The 11664-nt window shown below is 73.5% G+C and carries 10 protein-coding genes and 1 pseudogene; 3 read left to right on the top strand and 8 right to left on the bottom strand.

What is annotated here, in order from left to right; genetic code table 11:
* Positions 1 to 117: 117 nt before the first annotated feature.
* The 4 genes from infB to rimP form a co-directional block, all read right to left on the bottom strand.
* Positions 118 to 3246 carry a translation initiation factor IF-2 gene (infB, locus tag AB0I49_RS35485; RefSeq protein WP_363231337.1) on the bottom strand — a complete coding sequence of 1043 codons (3129 nt, stop codon included), beginning with the start codon at positions 3244 to 3246 and terminating at the stop codon, positions 118 to 120.
* A gap of 148 nt (positions 3247 to 3394) precedes the next feature.
* Entirely contained in the window at positions 3395 to 3682 is a 288-nt protein-coding gene (locus AB0I49_RS35490; RefSeq protein ID WP_363231338.1) for a YlxR family protein, read from the bottom strand.
* A gap of 160 nt (positions 3683 to 3842) precedes the next feature.
* A complete protein-coding gene (gene nusA, locus AB0I49_RS35495; RefSeq protein WP_363231339.1) occupies positions 3843 to 4880 on the bottom strand; it encodes a transcription termination factor NusA in 1038 nt (345 codons plus the stop codon).
* A 2-nt stretch (positions 4881 to 4882) separates the two neighbouring features.
* Positions 4883 to 5458 (bottom strand): ribosome maturation factor RimP, encoded by a 576-nt coding sequence (gene rimP, locus AB0I49_RS35500; protein ID WP_363231340.1) that lies wholly within the window; start codon positions 5456 to 5458, stop codon positions 4883 to 4885.
* 193 nt (positions 5459 to 5651) lie between these two features.
* On the opposite strand from rimP, the gene AB0I49_RS35505 reads away from it, so the two are divergent.
* The 3 genes from AB0I49_RS35505 to AB0I49_RS35515 all read left to right on the top strand — a co-directional run bounded on the left by AB0I49_RS35505 (position 5652) and on the right by AB0I49_RS35515 (position 7776).
* A complete protein-coding gene (locus tag AB0I49_RS35505) occupies positions 5652 to 6197 on the top strand; it encodes a hypothetical protein (protein ID WP_363231341.1) in 546 nt (181 codons plus the stop codon).
* Position 6198: 1 nt separating this feature from the next.
* Positions 6199 to 6723, top strand: coding sequence for a ferritin-like domain-containing protein (locus AB0I49_RS35510; protein WP_363231342.1), 525 nt, complete (start codon positions 6199 to 6201; stop codon positions 6721 to 6723).
* A gap of 120 nt (positions 6724 to 6843) precedes the next feature.
* Positions 6844 to 7776, top strand: a complete 933-nt coding sequence (locus tag AB0I49_RS35515; protein WP_363231343.1) for an aminoglycoside phosphotransferase family protein — start codon at positions 6844 to 6846, stop codon at positions 7774 to 7776.
* An 87-nt stretch (positions 7777 to 7863) separates the two neighbouring features.
* Here the strand turns inward: AB0I49_RS35515 and AB0I49_RS35520 are convergent, their stop codons facing one another.
* The 4 genes and pseudogenes from AB0I49_RS35520 to AB0I49_RS35535 form a co-directional block, all read right to left on the bottom strand.
* Positions 7864 to 9564, bottom strand: coding sequence for a proline--tRNA ligase (locus AB0I49_RS35520; protein WP_363231344.1), 1701 nt, complete (start codon positions 9562 to 9564; stop codon positions 7864 to 7866).
* A gap of 80 nt (positions 9565 to 9644) precedes the next feature.
* Positions 9645 to 10178, bottom strand: coding sequence for a GNAT family N-acetyltransferase (locus AB0I49_RS35525; RefSeq protein WP_363231345.1), 534 nt, complete (start codon positions 10176 to 10178; stop codon positions 9645 to 9647).
* Between the two features lie 75 nt (positions 10179 to 10253).
* Positions 10254 to 11099, bottom strand: a complete 846-nt coding sequence (locus AB0I49_RS35530; protein WP_363231346.1) for a GNAT family N-acetyltransferase — start codon at positions 11097 to 11099, stop codon at positions 10254 to 10256.
* 394 nt (positions 11100 to 11493) lie between these two features.
* Positions 11494 to 11664 (bottom strand): annotated as a pseudogene (locus tag AB0I49_RS35535) (4-hydroxy-3-methylbut-2-en-1-yl diphosphate synthase); the annotation flags it as partial.

Consider the following 11664-nt stretch of genomic DNA (forward strand, 5'->3'; position numbering starts at 1 on the left):
CCACCCGGGAGGCGTGAGGCATTTGGTGTACGAGCTCTTCGAACCGTACACGCAACGGCCGGGGCCGATCGACGGAAATAACGCTCCGCCGACCGGCCCCGGGTCGCTCATGGACGATCAGCCGCGAGGCTTCTCGCGCATCTCGTACGTCGCGATGACGTCGTCGATCTTGATGTCGTTGAAGTTGCCGAGGTTGATACCGCCCTCGAACCCTTCCCGGATCTCGGTGACGTCGTCCTTGAAGCGGCGCAGGCCCTGGATGTTGAGGTCCTCCGCGATGACCTTGCCGTCGCGGACGAGGCGCGCCTTGGTGTTGCGCTTGACCTCGCCGGAGCGGATGAGGACACCGGCGATGTTGCCCAGCTTGGACGAACGGAAGACCTCGCGGATCTCCGCCGTGCCCAGCTCGACCTCTTCGTACTCCGGCTTGAGCATGCCCTTGAGGGCCGCCTCGATCTCCTCGATCGCCTGGTAGATGACCGAGTAGTACCGGACGTCGACGCCCTCGCGCTCGGCCATCTGCGTGGCACGGCCCTCGGCGCGGACGTTGAAGCCGATGACGATCGCGTCGGAGCCGGACGCCAGGTTGATGTCGGACTCAGTGACCGCACCCACGCCGCGGTGCAGCACGCGGATGTCGACCTCCTCGCCCACATCGAGCTGGAGCAGCGAGGACTCGAGAGCCTCGACCGAACCGGACGCGTCGCCCTTGATGATGAGGTTGAGCTGCTGGATCTCGCCGGCCTTGAGCACCTTGTCGAGGTCCTCGAGGGACACCCGGCGGGTGCGCTTGGCGAAGGCCGCGTTGCGCTCGCGCGCCGCGCGCTTCTCGGCGATCTGCCGGGCCGTACGGTCCTCGTCGACGACGAGGAAGTTGTCGCCGGCGCCGGGGACGTTGGTGAGACCCAGGACCAGGACGGGGGTCGAGGGACCCGCTTCCTCGACGTTGTTGCCCTTGTCGTCGAGCATCGCCCGGACGCGGCCGTAGGCGTCGCCCGCGACCATCGTCTCGCCGACCCGCAGCGTGCCGCGCTGGACCAGCACGGTGGCCACGGCGCCGCGGCCGCGGTCGAGGTGGGCCTCGATCGCGATGCCCTGCGCGGCCTGCTCCGCGTTGGCGCGCAGGTCGAGCGAGGCGTCGGCGGTGAGCACGACGGCCTCCAGGAGGGCGTCGATGTTCTCGCCCTTGCGGGCGGAGATGTCGACGAACATCGTGTCGCCGCCGTACTCCTCGGCCACCAGCCCGAACTCGGTGAGCTGGCCGCGCACCTTGGTCGGGTCGGCGCCCTCGACGTCGATCTTGTTGACCGCGACCACGATCGGCACGTCGGCCGCCTTGGCGTGGTTCAGCGCCTCGATCGTCTGGGGCATCACACCGTCGTTGGCCGCCACCACGAGGATCGCGATGTCGGTCGACTTCGCACCGCGGGCACGCATGGCGGTGAACGCCTCGTGACCCGGGGTGTCGATGAAGGTGATCGCGCGGTCCTCGCCGTTGACCTCGGTGGCGACCTGGTACGCACCGATGTGCTGCGTGATGCCGCCGGCCTCGCCCGCGACGACGTTCGTCTTGCGGATCGCGTCCAGCAGTCGGGTCTTGCCGTGGTCGACGTGGCCCATGACGGTCACGACCGGCGGGCGGGAGACGAGCATCTCCTCGCCGCCCTCGTTCTCGCCGAACTCGATGGAGAAGGACTCCAGGAGCTCGCGGTCCTCCTCCTCCGGGCTGACGACCTCGAGGACGTAGTTCATCTCGTCGGCGAGCAGCTGCAGCGTCTCGTCGGAGACCGACTGGGTCGCGGTGACCATCTCGCCGAGGTTGAGCATCACGGCGACGAGCGACGCCGGGTTGGCGTTGATCTTCTCCGCGAAGTCGGTGAGGGACGCACCACGCGACAGGCGGACGGTCTGTCCGTTGCCGCGCGGCAGCATCACGCCGCCGACCGACGGGGCCTGCATGGCCTCGTACTCCTGGCGCCTCTGCCGCTTCGACTTGCGACCGCGCCGCGCGGGACCGCCGGGGCGGCCGAAGGCGCCCTGCGTTCCGCCACGGGCGCCGGGACCGCCCGGACGCCCGCCGAAGCCGGGACGACCGCCGAAGCCGCCGGGGCCGCCGCCACCGGGACGACCGGCGAAGCCGCCGCCGCCACCGGGACGACCGGCACCGCCGCCGCCACCGGGACGACCGGCGAAGCCGCCGCCGCCACCGGGACGACCGCCGCCGCCCGGACGGCCCGCGCCGCCGGGACCGCGGCCGCCGCCGGGGCCGCCGCCGGGACGGGGGCCGGCAGCCGGACGCTGCGGCATCATGCCGGGGTTCGGACGGTTGCCGGCGGGAGCGCCGGAACCGGGGCCGGGACGCGCGCCGCCCTGCGGACGGGGCATGCCGCCCGGGGTCGGCCGGGCGCCGCCCTGACCGCCCTGGGGACGCGGGGCGCCGCCGGGGCCGCCCTGCGGACGCGGAGCACCGCCGGGACCGCCCTGGCCGCCGGGGCGCGGGGCGCCGCCGGGACGGGGGGCCTGCGGACGGGCCATGCCCGTGGAACCGCCGGAGGTGAAGGGGTTGTTGCCCGGACGGGGTCCGGACGGACGGGCGCCGCCGGGGCGCGGGCCCTGGTTCTGGCCGCCGGGGCGGGGGCCCCGCTCGGGGCGGCCGCCGCCCTGCTGGCCGCCGTCACGCTGCTGGCCGCCGCCCTGCTGACCACCGGGGGCCGGGCGCGCGGGGCGCGGGCCGGGGGTGGCGCCGGGGCGCGGGGCGGGCGCGGCGGGGCGCTCCTGCTGGGCCGGGCGCTCCTGCTGGGCCGGGCGCTCGGGCTGGGCCGGAGCCGGGGCGGAGAACTCCGCGGCGGGCACCGGGGCGACCGGGCCGGGCTTGGCCGGCGCGGGCTTCGGACCCGGACGCGGGCCGGGCGTCGGCGCGGAGCCGGTTCCCGAGGCCGCGGCGGGCTTGGCGGGGGCGTCCGCGGCCGGCTTGGGAGCCGGGGCAGCGGGACGCGCCGACGGACCCGGGGCGGGTGCGGCCGGCTTGGCGGGGGACGCCTTGCGGGGCGCCCCGGGCTTCGCAGCGGACTTGCCGGCGTTGCCGCCGGGCCCCTGCAGTGCGTCGGTCAACTTGCGAACAACCGGCGCCTCGATCGTCGAGGACGCCGAACGTACGAATTCACCGAGTTCTTGGAGCTTGGCCATGACGACCTTGCTCTCCACTCCGAACTCCTTGGCGAGTTCGTATACCCGGACCTTAGCCACTTCGCTCCTTTTAGGTCCGGGTTCACGCCGGACCGTCGCTACTTCATGGGCGTACTCATCGCGTACTCATCGAGTGCTCATCGCAATCTCGACCTACTTCCGACTCGCGAGGTACCTGACCGCACGGCTTTCCCGTGCCGTTCTCTTCTTACGGCGTTGCCTGCTCGACGAAACCACGCACTCGCGCGGTGTCGAGCGGTCCCCGGTCCCCCTGATAGCGGAGGGCCCGGGGCAGCGCCCGGCGGCGGACCGCCAGGTCATAACAGACCACTGTGGGGTGCAGATAGGCACCCCGGCCGGGCAGCGTACCGCGAGGATCGGGGGTGCAAGCGCCCTCGACCGCCACGATGCGCAGCAGTTCGCTCTTGGCCGTTCGCTCCCGGCAACCCACACAGGTTCGCTCTGGGCATGCTCGGGCGTGCGTCCGACCAGACACTGCTTAAGTCTACCTCCCCGCGACGACATAACCCCTTCGGGTTACTGATCGCGCGCTTATTCGTTTCGGTCCGTTCCCGGTCCCGGCCGTACGGACCCCGGCCGCGGGGCTCCGGCCGTACGGTCGTCCCGTGCCCGGCCCCGCTCGTACGGGGCCGCGCTCAGTCCCGGTCCCGGTCCTGATCCCGGTCGCGGTCGCCGTCCCGGTCGCCGGGCTGCTCGGTGTCCGGCCGGATGTCGATGCGCCATCCGGTGAGCCGGGCGGCGAGGCGGGCGTTCTGCCCCTCCTTGCCGATGGCGAGCGAGAGCTGGTAGTCGGGGACGGTGACCCGCGCGGAGCGGGCGCCCAGGTCCACGACCTCGACCTTGGAGACGCGGGCCGGGGACAGCGCGTGCGCCACCAGCTCGGCCGGGTCGTCCGACCAGTCCACGATGTCGATCTTCTCGCCGTGCAGCTCGGCCATGACCGCCCGCACCCGGCCGCCCATCGGGCCGATGCAGGCGCCCTTGGCGTTGAGCCCGGACCGGGTGGACCGGACGGCGATCTTCGTGCGGTGACCGGCCTCGCGGGCGATGGCCGCGATCTCCACGGAGCCGTCCGCGATCTCCGGGACCTCCATGGCGAAGAGCTTGCGCACCAGGTTGGGGTGGGTGCGCGAGAGCGTCACGGACGGGCCGCGCACGCCCTTGACCACCCGGACGACATAGGTGCGCAGCCGCGTGCCGTGCTTGTACTCCTCGCCCGGCACCTGTTCCTGCACCGGCAGGATGGCCTCCAGCCGGCCGATGTCGACCAGCACGTTCTTCGGGTCCTTGCCCTGCTGCACGATGCCCGCGACGACATCGCCCTCGCGCCCCGCGTACTCGCCGAACGTGATCTCTTCCTCGGCGTCGCGCAGCCGCTGCAGGATGACCTGCTTCGCGGTGGTCGCCGCGATCCGGCCGAAGCCGGAGGGGGTGTCGTCGAACTCGCGGGGCTCCTGCCCCTCCTCCAGGTCCGTGAGGTCCTCGGCGTTCTCCTTCGCCCACACCGTCACATGGCCGGTGTTGCGGTCCAGCTCCACGCGGGCCCGGCGGCGGCTTCCCTCGGTGCGGTGGTACGCGATGAGGAGGGCCGATTCGATCGCCCCGACCAGCAGGTCGAACGAGATCTCCTTCTCCCGTACCAGACCCCGCAGGGCACTCATGTCGATGTCCACGGCTACGCCTCCTCTTGGTTCTCGTCGTTCGCGTCGTCGCCCGCGTCGACGGTGTCGTTCGCGTCGTCCGTGTCGTTGGCGTCGCTGTTGTTGGTCCTGCTGTGCTTGTGGTTGAACTCGATCTCGACCCGTGCCTTGGCGATCTCGGAGAACTCCAGGCGGCGGGCGGTGGGCTTGCGCCCCTTCACGCCCGGCACCTCGGTGTCGAGGCCCTCGTCGTCCACGGCGATGATGCGCGTGATCAGCTCGCCGCCGGCGGTCAGCTGCGCCTTGACGAGGCGGCCGACGGCGCGCCGGTAGTGGCGCGGCTCGGTCAGCGGCCGGTCGGCGCCGGGTGAGGTGACTTCCAGGGAGTACGGGGCTCCGCCCATCGCGTCCGTCTCGTCGAGCAGCTCGGAGGCCGCCCGGCTCAGCTCGGCACACGTGTCCAGCAGCACGCCGTCGTCGGAGTCCACCACGATGCGCAGTACGCGCCGCTTCCCGGCCGGCGTCACCTCGACCTCTTCCAGATCCAGCTCTCGCGCGCTGACGAGAGGTGCCAGCAATGCGCGCAGCCTCTCGCTCTGGGTGGTGCTCATCCGGGTGACTCCTCGGCCGCGTGTGCTGTTGTGGGAAAGTCGCGTGTCAGGACAGAGCCTAGCTGTTCCGGCAGCCGGCTGACGATTCGGCGGCCGCTCCCCGGACCCCTGTCACCGCGCCGGTACGCTCACGTGCGGTGATCATTCCCGGATCATTCCCGAGATCATTCCTGACCGAGGCGGAAAGAGGAACGTGCCGCTCACGACGACGACGCGGGGCCCGGCCGGCCCGCACAGACGCACCGTGCTGACCGGGGCCGCGGCCCTCGGGGCGGCGGCGCTGCTCGCCGGCTGCTCCGAGCACGGGGAGACCGGCGGCGACAAGCGCGCCCGGGCCGGCGAACGGCTGCGCGCACGCGCCGCGCGGGACTCCGACGCGCTGCTGGACCGCTACGAGGCGACGCTGGCCGCGCACGCGGGGCTCGCCGGGCGGCTGGCGCCGCTGCGCGCCGAAGTCGCGCTCCACGCGCGGGCGTTCGGGGCGCCCGAGAAGCGCGCGACGGCATCGGCCGCGCCGTCCGCGTCCGCCTCGCCCTCTTCGACCGCCTCCCCCACAGCCCGTACGGACGTGCCCAAGGACGAGAAGGGCGCCCTCGGCGCGCTCGTCGCCGCCGAGCGGCGCACCGCCGACGCCCGGCTGGCGGCTCTCGCGGACGCGCCCCCGGAGCTGGCCCGCCTCCTCGCCTCCGTCGCCGCCGCAGGCGCGGCGCACGTCTATCTCCTCACGGAGGGCAGCTGACATGGCCGACGCGACACCGCGCCCCAGCGGAAGCCCCTCCGGCGGCCCCGAGGCCGAGGCCCTCGCCGCGGCCCAGGCCGCCCTCGCCGCCGAGCACGCCGCCGTGTACGGCTACGGCGTCGTCGGGGGGCGCGTGGACAGCGCGCGCGCCGTCGAGGCGCGCCAGGGGTACGACGCGCACCGCGCCCGGCGGGACGCGATGCGGCGCACCGTGCAGGATCTCGGCGGCACGCCCGAGCCCGCGGCCGCCGCCTACACGCTGCCCTTCGCCGTGCCGGACGCGCAGGCCGCGGTGCGGCTCGCGGCCGAGCTGGAGAACCGGGTCACGGGCGTCTACGCCGACCTCGTACGGGCCGCCACGGGCGGGCTGCGCCGCAGCGCCGCAGACGCCATGCGCGAGGCGACGGTGCGTGCGGTGCGGTGGCGGGGCGGGAGCGTAGCCTTCCCAGGGCTCGCCGAACGGGCCGGTACGCCGGACGCGTCGGCGACGCCCGGCTCCGCGAGCGGCAGCGCCGACGCGATGTGAGCCCCGCCGCCCCGCCCGACCCCGTCGCGACCGGCCGTTGTCGCACCCGACCCGCCCGGAACCGGCCCGTCCGAAACCGACCCGTCCGAAACCGACCCGTCTGAAAGGGACAGCTCAGGGATGACCGACGCGAACGACCGCCTCCAACCGCCGGAGCGGCTGGTACGCACCCTGAGCGCCCGCCGGGGACCGGCCGGCGACGCGGCGCGGGACTGGCTCGAAGCCCTGCCCGGCCGGGCCGCGCACTACCTGGAGCGCTGGGAGCTGACGCCCGAGCGGGTCCAGCGGCCCGGCGGCCGGGCCAGCATGGTCGTCCTCGTCCGGCAGTCCGACGGCACGCCGGCCGCGCTCAAGCTCGGCCTGCTCGACGAGGAGACCGCCCAGGAGCACGCGGCGCTCACCCAGTGGAACGGCTGGGGCGCGGCGCGGCTGCTGCGCGCGGACCCGGAGGGCGGCGCGCTGCTCCTGGAGCGGCTGCACGGGGACGTCAGCCTGCGTTCGCTGCCGGACCCGAAGGCCATGCTGGAGGCCGCCGCCACGTTGCAGCGGCTGTGGGTGAACCCGGAGGAGGGGCACCGCTTCGCCTCCGTCGCCGGCCGTACGGCCGCGCTGGCCGACGCGGTGCGCGAGCACCGCGCCCAGCCGTGGGCGGCGGACGCCGAGGCCGTCATCGACGAGGCGCTGGAGCTGCGCGACGCGCTGATCGCCGACGCGCCCGGCGACGCGCTGCTGCACGGCGACTACCACCAGGGGAACGTGCTCGCGGGCGACCGCGTCCCGTGGCTGGCCATCGACCCGAAGCCGCTGGTGGGTGAGCGCGCGTATGACCTGGCCCGGCTCGTACGCGACCGCTCGGACACCCTCCTGGCCTCCTCGGGCGCCGCCTCCGCCGCCCGCCGACGCGTCTCCAAACTGGCCGATTCCCTCGACATCGACCGCGACCGCCTCCGCGGCTGGTCGCACTTCCGCACCACGGAGGCCGCCCTCCGAAGACTCTCCCAGGGCCACCGCCAGCAGGGCGAACTCCTGCTGGAGTTCGCGGGTTTGCTGTAGCCGCCCGCATGGACTCCGGCCCGTCGGGGGCGCCTTCCGGAGGGCCGGGGCCAGGGCAGCGCCCCGACCCCGCCCGTCAGGTCGTCGTCAGCCCGTCACGCGGGCGATGGCCTCGGCGACCGGAAGCTCCTCCCGCTCCCCCGTGCGCCGGTCCTTCAGCTCCACGACGCCCTCGGCCGCCCGCCGCCCGACGACCAGAATCGTCGGCACGCCGATCAGCTCGGCGTCGGTGAACTTCACGCCGGGCGAGACGCCCGCCCGGTCGTCGACCATCACCCGCGTCCCGGCCGCGTTCAGCCGCTCCGCGAGGTCGAGCGCCAGCTCGGTCTGCCGGGCCTTGCCGGCCGCGACGATGTGGACGTCGGCGGGGGCGATCTCGCGCGGCCAGCAGAGCCCGGAGCCGTCGTGGGTCTGCTCGGCGAGCGCGGCGACGGCACGGGAGACGCCGATGCCGTACGAGCCCATGGTGACGCGCACCGGCTTGCCCTGCTGCCCGAGCACGTCGAGCCCGAACGTGTCGGCGTACTTGCGGCCGAGCTGGAAGATGTGGCCGATCTCGATCGCCCGGTCCAGCTTCAGGCCCGCGCCGCACCGGGGGCACGGGTCGCCCTCCTCGACGACGACCACGTCGAGGTACTCGTCCACGTCGAAGTCCCGGCCGCACACCACGTTGCGGGCGTGCGTGTCGGCCTTGTTGGCGCCGGTGACCCAGGACGTGCCGGGCGCCACGCGCGGGTCGGCGATGTAGCGGAACGCCTTGCCGGCCAGCCCCTGCGGGCCGACGTAGCCGCGCACGAGGTCGGGGCGGCCGACGAAGTCCTCGGCCGTGACCAGTTCCACGACGGCGGGCGCGAGGTGCTCGCCCAGCTTGCCGAGGTCCACCTCCCGGTCGCCCGGCACGCCCACGGCCGTGATCTCGCCGTCCACCTTCACGAGGAGGTTCTTGAGCGTCGCCGAGGCCGGCACGCCGAGGTGCTCGGCGAGGGTCTCGATGGTCGGGGTGTCGGGGGTGTCCAGCTCCTCGACCGGGCCGTGCTCGGTCTCGGGCACGGGCGGCACGACCGCGGTGACCGCCTCCGTGTTGGCGGAGAAGTCGCAGGCGGGGCAGTCCGCGAAGGTGTCCTCGCCGGCCGCGGCGGGGGCCAGGAACTCCTCTGACGCCGAGCCGCCCATCGCGCCGGAGACGGCGGAGACGATGCGGTAGTCCAGGCCGATCCGGGCGAAGATGCGGGTGTACGCCTCGCGGTGCAGGCGGTACGCCTCGGCCAGCCCCTCGTCCGAGGCATCGAACGAGTACGAGTCCTTCATCTGGAACTCGCGCCCGCGCAGCACGCCGGAGCGGGGGCGGGCCTCGTCGCGGTACTTCGTCTGGATCTGGTAGAGGATCACGGGCAGGTCCTTGTAGGACGTGCACTGGTCCTTGACCGTGAGGGTGAAGATCTCCTCATGGGTGGGGCCGAGCAGGTATTCGGCGCCCTTGCGGTCCTGGAGGCGGAAGAGCAGGTCGCCGTACTCCTCGTACCGGCCGCTCGTCTCGTACGGCTCCTTGGGCAGCAGCGCGGGGAGCAGCACTTCCTGGCCGCCGATGGCGTCCATCTCCTCGCGCACCACCCGCGAGACGTTCTCCAGCACCTTCTTGCCGAGCGGCAGCCAGGTCCAGATCCCCGCGGCGGTGCGGCGGACGTAACCGGCGCGGACCAGCAGCTTGTGGCTGGCGGTCTCCGCGTCGGCCGGGTCGTCGCGCAATGTCTTCAGCATCATCGTGGACATGCGCTGGACGTGGGCCATGGTGATCTCCTGCGTGCGAAGTGGGATTCCCAGGAGATTAGCCGCCGCCGCCGACAGCCGGGAAATGGGTTCCCCTCATCTCATCTCGGCAGCGGCAGCGGCGCGCCCATCACCGCGTAGGCGCTGGGCGCGGAGGGGAAGTGCACCGGCCGCGCCAGGTCGCGGTAGCCGAGCCTGCGGTAGAGGGCTCGGGCGGGGCTGTCGGCGTCGATGGCGGAGAGGATCGAGCGCGGTTCGTCGGCGCCGTCGGTGATGGCGGTGATCAGGGTCCGGCCGATGCGCCGCTTCTGGTAGGCGGGGAGCACGTGCAGTTCGGTGATGACGAAGGCGTCGTCCAGCCAGGCGTCGTTGCCCTCGCCGCGCAGATACGGTTCGACGACGGTCGCCCACCAGTGGTGGCGGTCGTTGGGCATCCCGTAGACGAAGCCGACGAGCCGGCCGTCCTCTCTGGTCGCGCCGAGCGCGCGGGCCCCGGGGTTCAGCAGGTGCCGCAGCACGATCTGGCGGCGTACGCCGATCTCGTCGTCGGTGAGCCCGAAGGCGAGCGCCTGCACGGCGAGGGCGTCGTCCACGCGCGCGGCGAGGTCGAGTGGACCGACCACGATGTCATCCATGCGGGGAGGCTACCGGTGCGGCGCCGTGCGCGTCCGCCCCGCGGCCCCGCCTGCGGGGCGCTCCGGCCGGGCGCCTCAGAACAGCACGCTCATGAACGCGCCGACCTCCTGGAAGCCGACGCCGCGGTACGTGGCGCGGGCCGCCGTGTTGAAGTCGTTGACGTAGAGGCTGACGACCGGGGAGACGTCGCGCAGGGCGTACCGCAAGACGGCCGCCATGCCGCTCTTGGAGAGGCCGCGGCCGCGGAACTCGGGGGCGACCCAGACGCCCTGGATCTGGCAGGCGCGCGGGGTGGCCGCGCCGATCTCGGCCTTGAAGACGACGCGGCCGTCCTCGACGCGTGCGAAGGACCGGCCGGCGCTGACGAGTTCGGCGACGCGCGCCTGGTAGAGGAGCCCGCCGTCGCCGGCCAGCGGCGAGACGCCGACCTCCTCGGTGAACATCGACACACAGGCCGGCATGATCACGTCCATCTCGTCCTTGCGGACGCGGCGGACGAGCGGGTCGGGGGCGATGTCCGGCGGCATGGTCTCGGTGGCCATCAGCGGCTGGTGGGCGCGGACCTCGCGGGCCGGTCCCCAGCTGGGCTCCAGCAGCGACCAGAGCTCCGCGGTGGCCTCGGTGGGGCCCACGATGGAGGAGCAGCGGCGGCCGCTGCGGCGGGCGCGGTCGGCGAAGGCCCGTACGGCGGCGGGGCCGGCGCAGATGGGCACCAGGTTGGCGCCCGCGTAGCACAGGGACTCCAGCCTGCCGTCCGTGTACCAGCCCCACATCTCGCCGCCCAGCCGCCACGGGTCGAGCCCGGCGACCTGTACGCGTGCGGCGACGAAGGCGTTGGCGACCGGGTCGCGGTCCAGTACGGCGAGCGCCGCGTCGAGCTCTGCGGGCTCCAGGACCCTGGTGGTGGTCGTCGTCAACACGTGTCGGATTGCCTCACCGGTTCGGGCCGCGGGCCATGGGGGATCAGGTCTTGGCACTGTACCTCGCGATTCCGGCGGCGCACCGGGCGCGCGGCCGGACGCGAGAGCGCCCCGCGCGGTGGGCGCGGGGCGCATGGGCCACGGGGGGCCGTTACGGGCGTCAGTACGGCCGTGTGGCCCGTAGCCGACCCGTGTGCGGCCGCGGGGGCCGTACCGCGGCTCGTACGCCGCGGTCCTCGTAGCGGAACGCGTACGGGCCGGTGGCCTTACGGAGGCGCGTAGGAGGCCCGGTCCGGGCCCGGCGTGCCCGTAAGGGCGGAGGCCCGTACCGTCGCGCAGGCGAAGGCTCACGGGGCCGGAACCAGGGCCCCCGAAGGCGTCGGCCGGCGAAAGGTCAGCCGACGCTCACGGCGGGCTCGCCGGACATGACGCCGTCCTTCTCCATCTGCTCGGCGATCTTCATCGCCTCGTCGATGAGGGTCTCGACGATCTTCGATTCGGGGACGGTCTTGATGACCTCGCCCTTCACGAAGATCTGGCCCTTGCCGTTGCCGGAGGCCACCCC

The organism is Streptomyces sp. NPDC050617 (assembly GCF_040654795.1).
Taxonomy (GTDB): domain Bacteria; phylum Actinomycetota; class Actinomycetes; order Streptomycetales; family Streptomycetaceae; genus Streptomyces.

Coding starts and splice junctions, on each gene's coding strand:
- rimP (WP_363231340.1), bottom strand. CDS start 5,458: ATGAGCACCACCCAGAGCGAGAGGCTGCGCGCATTGCTGGCACCTCTC.
- AB0I49_RS35510 (WP_363231342.1), top strand. CDS start 6,199: ATGGCCGACGCGACACCGCGCCCCAGCGGAAGCCCCTCCGGCGGCCCC.
- AB0I49_RS35515 (WP_363231343.1), top strand. CDS start 6,844: ATGACCGACGCGAACGACCGCCTCCAACCGCCGGAGCGGCTGGTACGC.
- AB0I49_RS35520 (WP_363231344.1), bottom strand. CDS start 9,564: ATGGCCCACGTCCAGCGCATGTCCACGATGATGCTGAAGACATTGCGC.
- AB0I49_RS35525 (WP_363231345.1), bottom strand. CDS start 10,178: ATGGATGACATCGTGGTCGGTCCACTCGACCTCGCCGCGCGCGTGGAC.